A 17,599-nucleotide genomic window follows, 5' to 3' on the forward strand; every position below is an offset into this window, starting at 1 on the left:
GGTCAACTTTGGCCGAACAGCAGAATTTACGTTCGCGGCTTCCAATGAAAATTCGTTCTGCCACACCCATCAACAAGAAGCCCCGCATCATCGCGGGGCTTCTTGTCAAAACCTATCCGACAGACTTTATTTCATAGGATCAAATTACCAATTTGGCTCGCGCTCCGGCGTCGCCGTAATCCTGTGAATACTGAGGTCGGCCCCCTCGTACTCTTCTTCCTTATCGAGACGCAAGCCCAGCGTGGCCTTCAAGGCACCATAGACGAGCGTACCGCCAACTAGGGCAACGGCAATAGCCATGAGCGTCATGATCAGCTGGGGCATGAACGCGATGCCACCGGCGCCACCAAAAGCCTTGCTGCCGAAGATACCGGCGGCAATCCCACCCCAAGCGCCACACATGCCATGCAGAGGCCAGACACCGAGCACGTCATCGATCTTCCAGCGGTTCTGAACGAGCGTAAACATGACGACGAAAAGCCCGCCAGCGACACCACCGACGACCAATGCCCCAATCGGGTGCATCAGGTCAGAGCCCGCGCAGACGGCGACCAGCCCGGCCAGCGGGCCATTGTGCAGGAAGCCGGGGTCATTCTTGCCAGCCACCAGCGCGACCAGGGTGCCGCCGACCATGGCCATCAGCGAGTTAAGGGCCACCAGACCGGAAATCTTGTCCAGCGTCTGGGCGCTCATCACATTGAAGCCGAACCAGCCAACAATCAGAATCCATGCCCCCAGGGCAAGGAAGGGGATTGATGAAGGCGGGTGGGCAGAAATACGACCATCCTTGTTATAGCGACCATAGCGGGCGCCGAGCAGCAGCACGGCCGGCAAGGCGATCCAGCCACCCATCGCATGCACGACGACCGATCCGGCGAAATCGTGGAACTCCTCGCCGAAGCTCGCCTTCAGCCAGGCCTGAATGCCGAAGGCCTGATTCCAGGCGATGCCTTCGAAGAACGGATAGACAAAGCCTACCAGCAGGAAGGTGGCGATCAATTGCGGATGGAACTTGGCCCGCTCGGCGATACCGCCGGAAATAATGGCCGGAATCGCTGCCGCAAAGGTCAGCAGAAAGAAGAACTTGGTCAGCTCGAAGCCGCTCTTCTGCAACAACGTCTCGACACCGCTAAAAAAATTGACGCCATAGGCGATGGTGTAGCCCACAAAGAAGTAAGCCACCGTAGAGACGCCAAAATCGCTCAGGATCTTGACCAACGCATTGACCTGATTTTTCTTGCGCACGGTGCCGACTTCGAGAAAAGCGAAGCCTGCGTGCATGGCCAGAACCATGATTGCACCGAGCAAAACAAAGAGCACATTACTGCTGGACTGATACGTTTCCATGAAACCCCCAAGACAAATATCCCGGACACGAAAGCAAGCACCATTCCAGTGCATTAAACATGTTACAAATCAGTGCATTGCAAATAGCATTATCAATCAAATAGCACCTGTTTGGTGCAAATTTTAAGCGCGCCGCTCATTAGCGGTGCGTGGCCGCCTCATTTCGGAGCAAGCTCGGTTGGCAACAATATCCACATCCGCCCGCTCTGTTTCATCCGCCCGGCCTGATCACCGGCTTCCTTGCCGAAACCCCAGAAAAAGTCAGCACGGACGCCTCCCTTGATTGCCCCCCCGGTATCCTGCGCCATGACCAGACGATTCAACGGCACCGCCGAATTCGGGCGTGTCGTTGCCAGAAAAACCGGCGAGCCAAGCGGGACCGAGCGCGGATCAATGGCAATACTGCGCTCCGCCGTCAGCGGCACACCCAGAGCGCCAACCGGACCGTCGGCGCTGTTCGCCACTTCGCGGAAAAAGACGTAGCTCGGATTGGTATTCAACAGACTTTCAAGACGCGCCGGATTGGCCCGCGCCCAAGCCTGGATTCCCTGCATCGAAGCCTCTTCCAGCTTCAGTTCGCCGCGCTCGACCAAGGCCTTGCCGATGGACTGGTACTGGTAACCGTTCTGGTCGGCGTAATTCAGGCGAACCATGCCGCCATCAGCCAGCTTGACCCGCCCGGAACCTTGCACCTGCAGGAAGAACAGCTCGACGGCATCATCAACATAGAGCAGGGTCTTACCGGGAAGCTTGTCGCCGCGCGCAGCGATCTCGGCCCGCGACCAGTAGGGCACCACCTTGTTGCCCTCCAGCCGGCCACGCACGCGTTTGTCCTTGAGCTCCGGGAAGACCGCCGACAGGTCGATCGTCAGAAGGTCATCGGGAACACCACGCACCGGCTGCTCGTAGCCCTTGGCCTTGGTCCGACTTCCCCGCAACATGGGTTCGTAATAGCCGGTCACCAGCCCACTCACCAAGCCATCGCCGTTGACAATGGCATAGGGCTTCAGATGCCGCTCGAAGAAACGCCGCACGTCGTTCTCGGGCTTGCCATCGGCGGCCCTTGCCAGCTCACAGACGCGCCTCCAGCCAGCCGCATTGCCCCGACTGGCAATACCGCGACAGGATTGCATGAACGCCGGCCAGGCAGCTGTGACATCGTCTTCAGCCCACCCGGGCAAATCGCCCCAGCTTGCCGGCAGTAGCGAGCGCGAGAAAGCGGGCGCGGGCGCTGGCGTGATGGCGGGCGTCACCGCCGGACAGGCGGGACACGGCTGACACTGCGCGCAGGTCGTCGGCGCGGAACTCGGCGGCACGGTCGAACAAGCAGCCAGCAGGCCAACAAATAAAAAGACAGCAACTTGGATTTTTCGCATGGGTTTCGCTAGAGTTCTCGATTTGCCGCGAAGTATACCCGCCACCATGACTGATTCCCCCCAACTGGAACGCCTGCTTGCCCTGGCCGAAGCCGCCCTGGCCCGCCTTGATGCCGCCCTGCCCCCACCGCTGCCACAACCCGACTGGCAAGCCGCTGTTGCCTTCCGTTGGCGCAAGACCAACGGCCGAGGCTGGTTGCAGGCGGTCCGTCACCCGCACCCGATCCGCCTGTCCGATCTCGAAACGATTGACGACCAGAAGGAGCGCATCACCGCCAACACCCGCCAGTTCGTTGCCGGCAACCCGGCCAACAACGTGCTGCTGACCGGTTCACGCGGCTCCGGCAAGTCTTCGCTGGTCAAGGCCATGCTCAACGAGTTTTCGACTCAGGGGCTGCGCCTGATCGAGGTGGACAAGGATGATCTGGTCGACCTGGCCGACATTATCGACCTGCTTGAAGGCCGCCCGGAAAAGTTCATCATCTTCTGCGACGACCTCTCCTTCGAGGCCGGAGAAACCGCCTACAAGGCGCTGAAATCGGTGCTCGACGGCTCGGTTGCGGCGCCGCCGGACAACGTGCTGATCTACGCCACGTCGAACCGCCGCCACCTGATGCCGGAGTATTTTTCGGAAAATCTCGAAACGCACACCGTCAATGATGAAATCCGCCCCGGCGAAACAACGGAAGAAAAAGTCTCGCTGTCCGATCGCTTCGGCCTGTGGATTTCCTTCTATCCGTTCAGCCAGGAAGACTATCTCGCCGTTTTCCAGCACTGGGCGTGCGAACTCGGCGTGCAGGAAAAGGTCATCGCCGACAGCGAACGCGAGGCGCTGAACTGGTCGCTCGGCCGCGGCTCACGCTCGGGCCGCGTCGCCTGGCAATTCGCCAAGGACCTGGCCGGCCGTCAGAAACCAGCCAAAAAGAAAGCCAAATGACCAAGATCGTCGAAGTTGCCGCTGCCGTCATGCTGCGTGCCGATGGCCGCGAATTCCTGCTCGCCCAGCGCCCGGAAGGCAAGGTTTACGCTGGCTACTGGGAATTCCCCGGCGGCAAGGTCGAACCCGGCGAAACCGTCCGCCAGGCACTGATCCGCGAACTGCAGGAGGAACTGGGCATCACGGTCACCGCCTGCTCGCAGTGGCTGACCCGGCAATTTACCTACCCGCATGCCACCGTCCGCCTGAACTTCTGGCGAGTCACCGCCTGGGATGGCGAGATCGGCATCACCGCACCGCTCGAACATTCGGCAGTCGAGTGGCAAAAAACAGGAGGGGCCGCCAGCGTCGCCCCCATCCTGCCGGCCAACGACCCGATCCTGAAAGCCCTGTCGTTGCCGACAACGATGGCCATCACGATGGCTGAAAGCGAAGGCACCGAGCGCCAGCTGGAGCGCCTCGAAGAAGCCCTGAATGCCGGCCTGCGCCTGATCCAGATTCGCGACAAAAGCCTGCCGCCAGCCCAGCGCCTGTGGTTTGCCGAAACCGTGCTGCAACTGGCCCGCAGCCATGGCGCCACGGTTGTCATCAACGACGACGAAGCACTGGCCAGACGCATCGGCGCCGATGGTGTCCACCTGTCAGCGGCACGCTTGGCCGCTTGCCAGCAACGCCCGGACTTCACCTGGGTGGGCGCCTCCTGCCATAGCGCGGAGGAAATCGTCCGGGCCGGCGAACTTGGTCTGGATTACGCGCTGCTGGGTCCGGTAATGCCAACGCCAACCCATCCTGAATCAACCGGGCTCGGCTGGACTGAATTCGAAGGGCGACTGGCCGGCAATACGCTGCCGGTGTTTGCGCTGGGCGGCATGAAGCCGGGAATGCTGGCCGAGGCCCAAGGCCACGGCGCCCACGGATTGGCGCTTATGCGCGGCTGGTAGGATCGGGATCGGTGCCCGGCTCGTTGCTGTCATCCGGCACCGGAATCCGGTAGGAATCGCTGGCCCAGCAACCGAGATCGATCTGCTTGCAGCGTTCAGAACAGAAGGGGCGCCACGGGTTCTCCGGCGCCCACAGGGCGTCTTTACCGCATTGCGGACAACGAACCTTGCGTACGGCCATTACAGATTGCAGAAGGTGAGGTCGAAGGCAACATCGCGCTCGCAGCCCCGGGCCTTGATTTCGCCAGCCGGTGGCTTGGTGAAGCGGATGTTCAGGAAATATTTGTTGGCACTGACTTCGGGGATTGCCTGTTCGTCGACATGCACCGTGACGCGCACCATCTGGGCGGCAGAACCGCCGAGGTTGAGCTGGAACTGGCCATTGGTTGCCGTGTAGTTCTTCGGCCGGCCGCTGGAGCGCAGCAGGCGCAGCACGATGGCCGCCGCATCACGCAAGGGCAACATGGGTTTGAGCCACCCCTCCAGCGCATCGCGCCGGGTTTCGGGAGAACGATGCAACCACCAGTGATACGAAGGAAGATCAAATTCGCAGACGCCGCCGGGAATTGCCGCACGGCTCTTGATGCTCATCAGCCAGTCGTTTTCCCGCAAATACTGGCCGATCTTGCCAGCCATGCCGAGCAAAGCGGCTGATGACTGTTCAATTTCGTAAAGAGCACCCGACAAGGCCTCTTCGGAAATATCCGGGTTATTGCGGAAGGCCAGCAGGGTCTGGCGCTGACGCTCCAGTTCCTGAATCAGGTCCATCTTCAGATCGGCGCGCCCAGCCACCTCAAGGATCTCGAACATCGAGACGAGGGCGGCATGATGCTCGAGGGCACCATCTTCCTGAGTGAAATACGCGGTTTTTTCGAACAAATCCTCAAGACGCAGCAGGGTGCGGATGCGCTCATTGAACGGATATTCGTAAGTAATCACGCGACTAGTGGCCTGGAGAACGGAAAATTTTGTTAATTCTGAGCCATTTGCAGTCAAATCTCAACAGGAAGCTTTAACTTTTTCAGCCGAAAGTTTCAGATACTGAAGATGCAAGGCGCTGACCTGGGCATAAAGTTTTGCCTGATCGGCATCATTGACAACGACATCGTTCGCCGCTGCCAGCCGTTGCTGACGCGTTGCCTGAGCCGCCATGATTGCCTTTACCTCATCGGCCGACATGCCGTTGCGCGCCATCACTCGCTCTATTTGCAGGCTTTCCGGGCAATCCACCACGACGATGCGATCACAACGCTCGCGGTAGGTGCCGGACTCAACCAGCAAAGGCACTGCCAGGATCACATAAGGTGAAGCCGCTGCCCGACAACGTTCGGCTGACAGCTGACGGATCAGCGGATGCAGGATGCCCTCGAGTCGGACCCTGGCCGAAGGGTCAGCAAAAACCTGTCGGCGCATGACGGCGCGATCCATCGCGCCGTCCGCCGTGGCGACAAGCGCCCCGAACTCGGCGATCAAGGCCGGCATGGCCGCACCGCCGGCTGCGGTCAATTCGTGGGCAATGGCATCGGTATCGACCAGACCGGCCCCTTGTTCGACAAACAAATCAGCAACGGTGCTTTTGCCACTGCCAATCCCGCCTGTCAGGCCGACAACAAAGCAGCTCACTTGCAGACCAGCGCTTCAGCCTTGGGCAGCGCTTTGCCTGCTGCGGCGATCAAGGCGCCCTTATCGGTAGCCGGGCCCGTTGCCTGCAGCTTCACCGTGCTGTCCTTGCCCGGACGCGGTGCCACACGGGCTGAACGAACCCCCTTGCTCTTCAGTTCGGCCAATCGATCCTGCGCGCCTTTCTCGGAGGAAAAAACGCCGAGTGAAATGGCTGAACGACTGACGCCCTCCTGAACCACAAAGAAGTCGGTCACCTCCAGATTACGCAACTCCCCGGCTTTCTTTTCGACCTCGGCCTTGCTGGCCAGCGGCGGAATATGAACCCACCAACCGTTGCCCTCCGCCGCAACAAGACGGCGGCTAAGCTTGAATTCCTTGAACTTGTTCGCAAGCACCCCGGTCAGGCGATCAGCATCGGCGACAGAAAGATGTTCCCACGCCAGGCAAACCGAGGGAGGCTCGACAGGCTTGGCGACCTCCTCCTTGGCAACCTCAGGCAAAGCCGGCTCTGCAGGCGCCGGATTCGGCTGCTCCTCCTTGGCCGGTTCCTCCTTGGCCGGAGCAGCAGCCGGCGCTTCGCCACGGGAAACGATACGCATGCGTTCGGGCTTTACCTGATGCTCAAGCCGCCCGGCATCGGGATTGTCCAGGCGACCGAAATAACCAGCGCCAAAGGCGTAGAACAGCAGATTGACAAGGACCAGCAGAAAAACAAGGACTTTCACCGGATCAGCCCACTTTCGGCAAATGCTTCAACGACTCGGCAATCGCTTCGGCCGGGTAGTCGTAATCTTCCAGTTGCCCGGAGAAAAACTTGTCGTACGAAGCCATGTCGAAATGGCCGTGGCCGGTCAGGCTGAACAGGATGGTCTTCGCCTCGCCCGTCACCTTGCACTTCAGCGCCTCGTCGATGGCGGCGCGGATGGCGTGGCAGGACTCCGGCGCCGGGATGATGCCTTCGGCCCGGGCAAACTGGACGCCGGCTTCAAAAGTCGCCACCTGTGGCACGGCCAGCGCCTCGACCTGCCCCTCGTGGAGCAGTTGCGAGACGAGCGGCGAATCGCCGTGGTAGCGCAGACCACCGGCATGGATGCCGGGCGGCATGAAGTCGTGGCCGAGCGTGTACATTTTCATGATTGGCGTATAGCCGGAAACGTCGCCGTAGTCGTAGGCATAGTGGCCCTTGGTCAGGGTCGGACAGGAGGTCGGCTCGACCGCGACACAGCGCAGGTTGGCAGCGCGCTTGTCGCCGGCTGCCTTGTCGGCCAGGAAGGGGAAAGCGATCCCGCCAAAGCTGGAACCACCGCCACAGGGGCCGAAGATCACATCCGGATAAAGGCCGATCTTGTCGAACTGCTTCTTGGCCTCGAGGCCGATGACCGACTGGTGCAGCAGCACGTGGTTGAGCACGGAACCAAGCGTGTAGCAGGTGCCGGGGTCGGCCGCCGCTTCTTCGACAGCTTCCGAAATGGCCAGGCCGAGCGAGCCCTGATTGTCGGGATCGGCGGCCAGCGCAGCGCGGCCGGCGTTGGTCAGATTGGTCGGACTGGCGAAGACTTCGGCGCCCCAGGTCTGCATCATCGAGCGGCGGAAAGGCTTCTGCTCGTAGCTGACCTTGACCATGAAGACGCGCACCGGCAGGCCGAACATCTGGCCAGCGAAGGCAATCGACGAACCCCACTGGCCGGCGCCGGTTTCGGTGGTCAGCCGCTTGGTGCCGGCAATCTTGTTGAAATAGGCCTGCGGCACGGCAGAGTTCGGTTTGTGCGAACCGGCCGGCGAAACGCCCTCGTACTTGTAGAAAATCTTGGCCGGGGTACCCAATGCCTGCTCAAGGCGCAAGGCGCGGCAGAGCGGCGCTGGACGCCACAGGGCGTAGATCTGGCGGACCTCTTCGGGGATGGCGATCCAGCGTTCGGCCGACATTTCCTGCTCGAGGATCGGCCCCGGAAAAATCGCCCCCATTGCTTCCGGCGGCACCGGATTGCCATCCGGCCCAAGTGGCGGCGCCGGCGGGTTGGTCATGTCGGCAACGATGTTATACCAGTGCGTTGGAATATCTTCTTGTTCTAGGTTGATGCGCAGCGGCGTCACTTTTCTCTCCCGGAAAGCGTTTGCTGAAAGCCGGTAAGTTACCCCAAAAGCCTTTGCCAACCAAGGGCGGCCGTGGATTCTGGCGGTTTTTTGCGATCGACCGGAACAACAAGCAAGGCAAGCAGTTAAAGTACTGCCTGCCCATCTTTTTCGTTACCCAGAATCACCTTGCTCGCCCCCAAAATCGCCCATCTGTTTTGCCACCCCGCGACACCGTGCACCGCGCTCGATGCCATCGAAGTCACGGTCGAACCCGGCGCAGCGGGTGGTCTGATCTTGCGTTACTGCGTGCGGAGCAGGCTGGCCGCGCTCCTGATTCCGTCGGCGCTCCCGTCCGGTCCGGCCGACAATCTGTGGCAGCACACTTGCTGCGAGGCCTTCGTTGCCGCGGTTGATGACAAGCAATACCGAGAATTCAATTTCTCACCATCGGGCCAATGGGCGGTCTATGACTTCAAGGATTGCCGGGAGCGCGACACCGGCACCACCCCGCCGAATGCCCCGCGAATCACGATGCAGCGCCTGGCCGATGATTTTCAACTAACAGCCGAACTCGGCCCGGCACTGCTGCCCACCGGAAAAATGCTGCAACTCGGCCTGAGCGCAGTCATCGAATCCGCCGACGGCAGCAAAAGCTACTGGGCATTGGCGCACTGCGCCACCCAACCCGATTTCCATCTCCGTCAGAGTTTTACGCTGACTTTGAACCGAAACACGCCATGACCCAGACCATTCTGTTCGGCATCGACCGCCTGCTCGCCGACTCCGCCCTGCGCCGCCCGTTGGCCGGCAAGCGCATCGCCCTGCTCGCCCACCCGGCCTCGGTGACCGCCGATCTGACCCATTCGCTCGATGCCCTGGCCGCCCTGCCCGACCTCAAGCTGAGCACCGCCTTCGGCCCGCAACACGGCCTGCGCGGCGACAAGCAGGACAACATGGTCGAGTCACCCGATTTCCTCGACCCGCAACATGGCATCCCGGTCTTCAGCCTGTATGGCGACGTGCGCCGGCCCACCGATGCCATGATGGATACTTTCGACGTTTTGCTCGTCGATTTGCAGGATCTGGGCTGCCGCATCTACACCTTCATCACCACGTTGCGCTACGTGCTTGAAGCGGCGGCAAAACAAGGCAAGACCGTCTGGGTACTCGACCGCCCCAATCCGGCCGGCCGGCCGGTCGAGGGCCTGAGGCTGCGCGACGGCTGGGAGAGCTTCGTCGGCGCGGGGACGATGCCCATGCGCCACGGCCTGACCATGGGTGAACTCGGTCACTGGTTCATCTCCACCCTGAAGCTCGATGTCGATTATCAAGTCATCACGATGCAGGGCTGGCAACCGGATGCCGCCCCCGGCTACGGCTGGCCACTGGGCGAGCGGACCTGGATCAACCCCAGCCCGAACGCGCCCAACCTGTGGATGGCCCGCGCCTATGCCGGTACCGTCATGCTCGAAGGGGCCACCTTGAGCGAAGGGCGCGGCACCACCCGGCCGCTGGAAATCTTCGGCGCTCCGGATATCGATGCCCGCGCCGTGATCGCCGAAATGCAGGCCTTTGCCCCACAGTGGCTGAGGGGCTGCAAGCTGCGTGAAATCTGGTTCGAACCGACCTTCCACAAGCATGCCGGCAAGCTTAATCACGGCGTGCAGATCCATTGCGAAGGCCCCTATTACGACCACGAGGCCTTCCTGCCCTGGCGGATCCAGGCGCTGGCCTTCAAGGCCATCCGCCGGCTTTATCCCGATTACCCGCTGTGGCGCGACTTTGCCTACGAATACGAACATGACCGGCTGGCCATCGACCTGATCAACGGCTCGCCGCTATTGCGGGAATGGGTGGATGATCCGCAGGCAAGTGCCAACGATCTGGATGTCCTGGCAACCGCCGACGAACGGGCCTGGCAAGCGGAAAGCAAAACCTTCCTGCTGTACTGAACGATTACCCAGAAAAAATGCCTAATGGAAATCGCTATCTATCGATAACACCTGTTGCTAATATGACCGTCAGCTTCTAAACGATAATTCCGAGCGGGGTTCGTGTGCTTCAAAGCCGACGCACCATGGTTAATTGCTGGCTAAGCATTGTTGCGGCCGTCTTCTGGCTGCTCTCCGGATTATCTGTCGCGCATGGCATGGAGCCCGCCGGCACCGCGACCGAGGCCAAAAAACCGGCGAAATTCGCCGTCCTGGCCTACCGCCCAAAAGCGGAAACCGAAGCACGCTGGCAACCGCTGATCGACTACCTCAACAGCATCCAGCCGAGCCAGCCGATCACGCTGGTCGCGCTCAATTACCCGGAGCTCGAGGCCGCCGTCAGGAACAAGCAGATCGATTTCGTCCTGACCCAACCGGCACATTACATCCTGCTGGCCAAGCAGGAACATTTGCTCTCGCCATTGGCCACGCTGGTTGAAAAAGAAGGCGGCAAAGCACTGTCCAGTTTTGGCGGCGTAATCGTCACCCGCAGCGACAAGACAGACATCCAGCAGCTCGCCGATCTGCGGGGAAAACGTATCGCGGCCAGCAGCATGGCATCGCTTGGCGGCTATCAGATGCAGGCCTTCGAACTGTTGCAAGCAGGCATCCACCTGCCAAACGACGCCCGGATCATCGAGACCGGGCAGCCCCAGGACAAGGCCATTCAGGAATTGCTGGCCGGACGGGCCGACGCAGCCTTCGTTCGCACCGGCCTCCTCGAAGCCATGCAAATGGAGAACAAGCTGGATGCCAGGCAATTGCGGGTCATCAACCCCCAGCCTCCCGGCGACTTTCCACTCGTCCGGTCAACCCGGCTGTATCCGGAATGGCCAGTTGCCGCGATGCCCTGGACAGAAAACAATCTGGCGCGGCAGGTCGCTGCAGCCATTCTTTCCCTGCCGGCCGACGGGGAGACTGCGCGAGCCATGAATATTCATGGCTTCACCATTCCTGAAGACTACCGTCCAGTTGATGAATTGATGCGCCAGCTCCGCCTGTCGCCTTTTGATGCTCCGCCAAAGTTCACGATAAATGATGTTTTCGTGCAGTTCGGTGCCGTCATTGCGGTGATCGCCATACTCGGCATCAGCGTCCTGATAGCCATCGTTCTGGCCCTGTTCCGTACGATACGCCGCCTCAAGGGCGAACGCTCGCGAACCAAGGCGACGATGGCTCAACTCTCGGCCGCCGAAGCCCGCTTCCGGGCCATTTTCGACAACGTCGAAACCCTGGCCATTCAGGGCTACCTGGCTGACGGTACCGTCGCCTACTGGAACAATGCATCGCAAACTACCTATGGCTACACCGCGCAGGAAGCGCTCGGCAAATCCCTGCTCGACCTGATCATCCCCCCCGCCATGCGCGAAGACGTCCGGGGCGCCGTGCAATGGATGTTTTCCCACAAGACGGGCATTCCACCGGGCCGGCTCAAATTGCAGCGCAAGGATGGCAGCACGGTCGAGGTCTATTCGAGCCATACCGTCATCGACACGGCCGATAAGGGGCCGATGATGTTCTGCCTCGACATCAACCTGACCGAACTGGTCCATACCGAGCAGGCGCTGATCGAGAGCGAATCCCGGCAACGGATGATTCTCCAGACACTGGGCGAAGGCGTCTACGGCACCGACCTCGACGGGGTTTGCACCTTCATCAATCCCGCCGCGCTGGACTACCTTGGTCTCCAGGAAGACGAGGCACTGGGCAAGAACACCCATACCCTCTTCCACCACCATCGAGCCGACGGCACGCCCTTGCCGCTGGCCGAATGCCCACTGATCCTGACCGCCAGGGATGGCCAAAGCCGGCGCCTGGAGGATGTCTTCTGGCGGAAAAATGGCGAATGCTTTCCGGTGCGCCTGACCATCACGGCCAAGCTACGCGATGGCGTGATTACCGGTGTCGTCGTCTCGTTCGCCGACATCAGCGAAAACCGACGCGTGGCCAAGGAACTGGAACAACATCACACCCACCTTGAAGCGCAAGTCAGGCAACGTACCGAACAACTGGAAATTGCCCGCCAGGCGGCTGAAGCCGCCAATCGATCAAAGAGTGCCTTCCTGGCCAACATGAGTCACGAGATACGCACGCCGCTCAACGCCGTGCTCGGCATGGTGCACCTGTTACGCCGTGATGCACCAACACTGGAGCAGATCGACCGCCTGGACAAGATCGACTCGGCCTCGCAGCATCTGCTGGCGGTGATCAACGACATCCTGGACATCTCGAAAATCGAGGCTGGAAAACTGGTTCTCGACGAAACAACCGTGGACATCACCAGCATCCTGAAGCGTGTCGTATCCGTGCTCGGCGACCGTGCTCGCCAAAAGGGGCTCGAATTACGTGTGCTGGCGGATGATTTCCCCCATACCTTTATCGGCGACCCGACGCGCATCACCCAGTGCCTGATCAATTACGCCGGCAACGCGGTCAAGTTCACCGAGCATGGCAGCATCACCCTCAAAGCCAGGCGCATGGCTGATGACAGCAACGGCGTACTGATCCGCTTCGAAGTCGAAGATACGGGCATTGGCATCTCCGATGATGCCATCGATCGCCTGTTCGGCATCTTTGAGCAGGCCGACAGTTCGACCAGCCGGAAATTCGGCGGCACCGGTCTGGGCCTGGCCATCACCCGACGCCTGGCCGAACTGATGGGCGGCAAGGTCGGCGTCAGCAGCCGCGTCGGCGCCGGCAGCCGCTTCTGGTTTACGGCGCAGTTGAAACCCGGCGACGACGCCGTCGATGCCATGACCTCAACCTTTGCCGGCCTTACCGCCAAAGGCGTTCAGAACAGCCTGCGCGGACGGCATCTGCTGGTCGTTGAAGACGAGGCGATCAACCGCGAAATTGCGCTGGAACTCCTCGGCGAGTTCGGGATCACCGCAGATACCGCCGAAAACGGGCGCCACGCGGTCGAATTGATCAAGATCCAGCACTACGATCTGGTCCTGATGGACATGCAGATGCCGGAAATGGATGGCCTGGAAGCTACCCGCCGGATTCGCGCCCTGCCCGAGCAAAACGCCGTACCGATCATCGCCATGACCGCCAATGCGTTCGCCGAAGACCGCGAGCGCTGTATCAAGGCTGGCATGAACGACTTCCTGTCGAAGCCGGTTGAACCCGACGACCTCAAGATGCTGCTGCTACGCTACCTCGTCCATTAAGCATCTGTCTTGCACGTTCCCCCGCCTGCACGCCGCGGTATTGCGCCTCTTCAAACAATGAAAATCCGGACAAATCGGCATGGGCCAACGTGATGTGCCGGCTGCGAAAATCGGCCATTTTTTCCCGCTGAGCATGAAAGAGACTACCCGACACCGGACGGCGCATGGCGTGGCCATTCCGGAAGATGTCCAGGCGCGTCGTCAGCTTGCGGATATCCGGATGCACCCGTTCCAGTTCAGCCAGGATGCCTTCAGCCCAGACCTCGCGTGAGGTCTCGAGCAGCAGGCGCCGTCCCTCGGCGGGTGAAACATCGTGCAACGCCCGATAGTAGGTCAGCACCGTGCCACCCAAGCGTCGGCGGATCAGTTGATGAGTGGCCGTGACATAACCCAGACCGGGACTATCGAAGAAAACATTGTCCCAGGCGGCCGGCGCGCCGTATCGCTCTTCGGGAAAATTCGACAAGTGCAGGTTGGCCGTCAGCCAGGGCGCGTAATCGCCGGCCAGACACGCCAACCTCAGACCACCTGGAATTCCCGGCCAGACTCGCGGCAAAACAAAAGCCGGTGCCGCCCAAATCAGTTGCCGAGCCTCGAAACGGACCGTTTTTTCGCCCATCAGCACATCAACCGCGACGCTCGATTTGCCTTCCTCGATACGCCAGACCGTAGCCCCGGTCATCACGCGATCACCGGCCTTTTGCGCCAAACCACGTGCCAGCCAGGCATTGCCGTCCGGCGCGGTCAGCACGGCATCGGCGGCCGCATTGGCCGCTTCGCCATTGCGGCAGGCAAAGTAATGCAACCCCGCCCAGGCCGATACCTGATCGTAGGCCGTGCCGTAATCGTCGCGGCAGGCATAGTTGGACAGCCAGTGCAGCGTCGGTGCCGTAAAACCGTTGTCGTTCAGCCATTGCCGAAAGGTGATCCGGTCCAGTGTTCGCCATTCAGGGTCGGCACTCGACAAGGCCATCGGAATGGCGAACAGCCGCCGACCGTCACGCCCTCTGGCCTGTTTCAGTTCCTCCATCCGGGCATGGAAGCGCTTTTGCTGCGCCAATTCGGCCGCATCGAGGCCGCGATGCGGCAGCAGCCCCTCTTCCCAGAGTCCATTGCGGTAAACGCGTTCCTGCGGCGTGGCACACAGATAGCGCTCGTCGTAACTCGGCTTTACTGCGCCCGGATCCCCCTGCAGGACGCCCAACTCGGCCAGTAGTTCACGGACATGGATGGCTTCACGTGTCGGCAGCGGCAGATAGTGGGCGCCCCAGGGATAAGCCACCAGCGGTGATTGCCCAGCGCGCGAATTGCCGCCAGCTTCACTTTCCATTTCCAGCACAAGAAAGTCATCAACGGCCAATTTGGCCAGCTGCCACGCCGCCGACAGACCGGAAACACCGCCGCCGACGATCAGGACGCCGGTTTTTCGGACTTCTGACGGGAGGGGAAAGCCGCCGTCGCGCAAGCGATGGCCACGGATATGCGACATGCCCAGCAGTTCGCCGGGCGGCAGCAATGCTTTGCCGACCGGGGCACAACCGGCGAGGGCAGCCGCCCCCACCGCGCAAAGAAATTCCCGGCGGCTGGTGCCAGCCCCTGGCTTTGTGGTGTTAGTCAAACTTCCGCAGGGACAGGCTGACGGAAAGCTGCGCCCCGAGCCAGCCAAGGAAGGCACCGACCACAGTCAGCGCCAGCACTTCAAGCGCCCCCGGTGACTTCAGGCTGAAGCTGCCACCATAGAGCACCGCCAGCTCGCCGACCGGCCCGGCCAGCATGCGCAGGGCCCCCAGCACCAGTGCCGCAGCAGCCAGGCCACCAAGCGCCCCCTGCAAGGCACCGAAGTAGTAAAAAGGCCGGCGAATGAAGGCATCCGTCGCCCCGATCATCCGCGCCACCTCGATTTCAGCCGACTGCGCCATGACCTGCAAACGAATGGTGTTGAAGGTCACCGCCACCAGACCGGCACCGAACAAGCCAGCCAGCATCCACAAAGCCAGCTTGCCGAGACGCAGGAAGGCATCGAACCGCTTGACCCAGGCCGAGTCGAGCTGCACGTGCGCTACCTTGGGCCAGCCGGCGATTTCCTTGCGCATGATTTCCAGCGCCTCGGGCTCGGTATTGGCCGGTTCGACCACAAAGGCATCGGGCAGCGGGTTGCGCGGCAGGCTGGCGACAATTTCAGCCATCCCTTCGCTCGCCTGCATGCGCTTCAGCGCCTCCTCCTTGGGTACGAAGCGCCATTTGCCAGAAGCGACCTGACGCAGGCGATTTTCGATTTCGCCGACATCCTTCTTGCTCGCCTCGAGGCTCATGAACAGGCTGATCTGCTGCACACCGGACGCATTGCGGCCAAGATCACGCAAGTTGTCGAGGGCAACGTAACCAAACGCCGGCAGGGTCAGCGCAATGCCGATAACCAGCAGCGAGAGCAAGGTATTCAGCGGCGTTGCCCACAGGCGACGGAAGGCCGAGGCCAGCGCGGCACGGTGATGGGAGAACCAGGCGTTCATTCGACCACCCTCCCGTGATCAAGGCGCAGCACGTTCGGGTGATAGCGCTCGATCCAGCTCTGGTCATGGGTCGCGACGACGACGGTCACGCCGACCCGATTGAAGTCGGCAAAAATTTCCAGAATGGCCGCCCCCGACTCTGCATCAAGATTGCCCGTCGGCTCATCGGCCAATAGCACGGTTGGCCGATTGACCACCGCGCGGGCAATGGCCAGGCGCTGTTGCTCGCCGCCGGACAAAGCAATCGGATTGGCCTTCTCGCGAGCCAGCAGGCCAACCTTGTCGAGCGCTGCCTGGGCGCGCCGGATCGCCTCGCGCCGTGGCTGGCCGGCAATCTGCAGCGGCAAAAGCACGTTATCGAGGGCGTTGCGGTCAAACAGCAGCTTCTGATCCTGAAAGACCAATCCGAAATGGCGGCGAATGTGCGGCATGGCACTGCGCCCCAGCGCCGACAGGTTCTGACCATTGACCACTAGGCTACCGGAAGTCGGCCGCTCGATGGTCGCGATCAGCTTGACCAGTGTCGTCTTGCCGGCACCGGAATGACCGGTAATCAGCACCATCTGTCCGGCGTTGATCTGGAAGCTGACATCCTTGACGGCCTCCAGGCCGCCCGGATAGCGCTTGGTGAGATTGCTTGCCTCGATCATTCGAACAGGGCGTCGACGAAATCTTTGGCCGAGAAGGGACGCAGATCGTCGATCTGCTCGCCCACCCCGATGAAGCGGATCGGCTTCGGACACTGCCGGGCGATCGCCGTCACGACACCGCCCTTGGCCGTGCCGTCGAGCTTGGTCAGGACCAGACCAGTCACCTTGATCGCCTTGTCGAAGGCCTTGACCTGCTGCAGCGCGTTCTGGCCGATGTTGGCATCAAGCACAAGCAGGGTTTCGTGCGGGCCTTCCGGCTCGATTTTCTGGATCACGCGACGCACCTTGGCGATTTCCTCCATCAGGTGCAGTTGCGTCGGCAGGCGGCCGGCCGTATCGGCCAGCACGATATCGATACCGCGCGCCTTGGCGGCCGAAATGGCATCGAAGACCACGGCCGCCGGATCGCCGTTGTCCTGGGCGATCACCGTCACGTTGTTGCGCTCGCCCCAGGTTTCCAGCTGTTCGCGGGCGGCGGCACGGAAGGTGTCGCCGGCAGCGAGCAGCACACTCTTGCCCTGGGTCTGAAAATACTTGGCCAGCTTGCCAATCGAGGTCGTCTTGCCCGCTCCGTTCACGCCGGCAATCATGATCACGAATGGCTTGTGGGTGGAGAAATCGAGTGGCTGCTCCAGCGGTTGCAGGGTTTCCAGCAACACATCATGCAGCGCCTTCTGGATGGCCTCCGGCGTATCCAGCTTGTCGCGCTTGGCTGCCTTCTTCAGTTCGTCGAGCAGGTGCTGGGTTGCCTCGATGCCGCAGTCACTGGTCAGCAGCAGGGTTTCCAGTTCCTCGAGCAGCTCGTCGTCGACCTTGCCGCGCGAGAAGATGGATTTGAGCTTGCCGCCCCACTGGGCACGGGTCTTGGCCAGTCCCTTGAACAGGCGTTCGCGCCAGCTGGGCGCAGCGGCCTTTTCAGCCGGAACTTCGGCCTTGGTCTCGGAGCCGGATTTTTTCAGGAAACTGAACATGAGG

General features: G+C 61.2%; 16 protein-coding genes. 5 read left to right on the forward strand and 11 right to left on the reverse strand.

The genetic code is table 11. The features are described from left to right. Positions 1 to 144: 144 nt before the first annotated feature. Together DARO_RS18895 and mltA are read right to left on the reverse strand one after the other, a co-directional pair. Positions 145 to 1,347 (reverse strand): ammonium transporter, encoded by a 1,203-nt coding sequence (locus DARO_RS18895; RefSeq protein ID WP_011289428.1) that lies wholly within the window; start codon positions 1,345 to 1,347, stop codon positions 145 to 147. 158 nt (positions 1,348 to 1,505) lie between these two features. Further along, positions 1,506 to 2,480 (reverse strand): murein transglycosylase A, encoded by a 975-nt coding sequence (gene mltA / locus DARO_RS18900; RefSeq protein ID WP_497462999.1) that lies wholly within the window; start codon positions 2,478 to 2,480, stop codon positions 1,506 to 1,508. Between the two features lie 289 nt (positions 2,481 to 2,769). Here mltA and DARO_RS18905 point away from each other — a divergent pair, with 289 nt between their 5' ends. Further along, positions 2,770 to 3,660, forward strand: a complete 891-nt coding sequence (locus tag DARO_RS18905; RefSeq protein ID WP_011289430.1) for an ATP-binding protein — start codon at positions 2,770 to 2,772, stop codon at positions 3,658 to 3,660. Beyond that, entirely contained in the window at positions 3,657 to 4,601 is a 945-nt protein-coding gene (locus DARO_RS18910; protein ID WP_011289431.1) for a Nudix family hydrolase, read from the forward strand. Before DARO_RS18905 ends, DARO_RS18910 begins: the two co-directional genes overlap by 4 nt. Here the strand turns inward: DARO_RS18910 and DARO_RS18915 are convergent. From DARO_RS18915 to DARO_RS18935, 5 genes are read right to left on the reverse strand one after another with little or no spacing between them, the layout of a single operon-like run. Then, positions 4,585 to 4,782, reverse strand: a complete 198-nt coding sequence (locus DARO_RS18915) for a DNA gyrase inhibitor YacG (RefSeq protein ID WP_011289432.1) — start codon at positions 4,780 to 4,782, stop codon at positions 4,585 to 4,587. The genes DARO_RS18910 and DARO_RS18915 overlap by 17 nt on opposite strands. Then, complete coding sequence (zapD, locus tag DARO_RS18920; protein WP_011289433.1) at positions 4,782 to 5,540, reverse strand: cell division protein ZapD; 759 nt, start codon at positions 5,538 to 5,540, stop codon at positions 4,782 to 4,784. The genes DARO_RS18915 and zapD overlap by 1 nt, the downstream gene beginning before the upstream one ends. Before the next feature lie 60 nt (positions 5,541 to 5,600). After that, positions 5,601 to 6,224, reverse strand: coding sequence for a dephospho-CoA kinase (coaE, locus tag DARO_RS18925; protein WP_011289434.1), 624 nt, complete (start codon positions 6,222 to 6,224; stop codon positions 5,601 to 5,603). Beyond that, on the reverse strand, positions 6,221 to 6,949 hold the full coding sequence (locus DARO_RS21995) for an SPOR domain-containing protein (RefSeq protein WP_011289435.1): 729 nt from the start codon (positions 6,947 to 6,949) through the stop codon (positions 6,221 to 6,223). Before DARO_RS21995 ends, coaE begins: the two co-directional genes overlap by 4 nt. Before the next feature lie 4 nt (positions 6,950 to 6,953). Next, positions 6,954 to 8,318: a TrpB-like pyridoxal phosphate-dependent enzyme gene (locus DARO_RS18935; RefSeq protein WP_011289436.1), complete on the reverse strand. Its 1,365-nt coding sequence runs from the start codon at positions 8,316 to 8,318 to the stop codon at positions 6,954 to 6,956. 168 nt (positions 8,319 to 8,486) lie between these two features. Here DARO_RS18935 and DARO_RS18940 point away from each other — a divergent pair, with 168 nt between their 5' ends. From DARO_RS18940 to DARO_RS22000, 3 genes are all read left to right on the forward strand, one after another. Then, positions 8,487 to 9,041 (forward strand): DOMON-like domain-containing protein, encoded by a 555-nt coding sequence (locus tag DARO_RS18940; RefSeq protein WP_011289437.1) that lies wholly within the window; start codon positions 8,487 to 8,489, stop codon positions 9,039 to 9,041. Beyond that, positions 9,038 to 10,252: a DUF1343 domain-containing protein gene (locus tag DARO_RS18945; protein ID WP_011289438.1), complete on the forward strand. Its 1,215-nt coding sequence runs from the start codon at positions 9,038 to 9,040 to the stop codon at positions 10,250 to 10,252. The genes DARO_RS18940 and DARO_RS18945 overlap by 4 nt, the downstream gene beginning before the upstream one ends. Positions 10,253 to 10,356: 104 nt before the next feature. Beyond that, positions 10,357 to 13,464 (forward strand): PhnD/SsuA/transferrin family substrate-binding protein, encoded by a 3,108-nt coding sequence (locus DARO_RS22000; protein ID WP_157037248.1) that lies wholly within the window; start codon positions 10,357 to 10,359, stop codon positions 13,462 to 13,464. Here the strand turns inward: DARO_RS22000 and DARO_RS18955 are convergent. The 4 genes from DARO_RS18955 to ftsY are packed head-to-tail and all read right to left on the reverse strand — an operon-like array spanning position 13,430 to position 17,595. Next, the gene (locus tag DARO_RS18955) at positions 13,430 to 15,082 is read right to left on the reverse strand and encodes an NAD(P)/FAD-dependent oxidoreductase (protein ID WP_011289440.1); all 1,653 of its coding nucleotides are present in this window, start codon (positions 15,080 to 15,082) and stop codon (positions 13,430 to 13,432) included. The two genes, DARO_RS22000 and DARO_RS18955, sit on opposite strands and share 35 nt — an antisense overlap. Then, positions 15,075 to 15,974, reverse strand: a complete 900-nt coding sequence (ftsX, locus tag DARO_RS18960; RefSeq protein WP_011289441.1) for a permease-like cell division protein FtsX — start codon at positions 15,972 to 15,974, stop codon at positions 15,075 to 15,077. Before ftsX ends, DARO_RS18955 begins: the two co-directional genes overlap by 8 nt. Then, a complete protein-coding gene (gene ftsE / locus DARO_RS18965; protein ID WP_011289442.1) occupies positions 15,971 to 16,624 on the reverse strand; it encodes a cell division ATP-binding protein FtsE in 654 nt (217 codons plus the stop codon). Before ftsE ends, ftsX begins: the two co-directional genes overlap by 4 nt. After that, the gene (ftsY, locus tag DARO_RS18970; protein ID WP_041224536.1) at positions 16,621 to 17,595 is read right to left on the reverse strand and encodes a signal recognition particle-docking protein FtsY; all 975 of its coding nucleotides are present in this window, start codon (positions 17,593 to 17,595) and stop codon (positions 16,621 to 16,623) included. The genes ftsE and ftsY overlap by 4 nt, the downstream gene beginning before the upstream one ends. Positions 17,596 to 17,599 lie beyond the last annotated feature (4 nt).

This window comes from Dechloromonas aromatica RCB, from assembly GCF_000012425.1.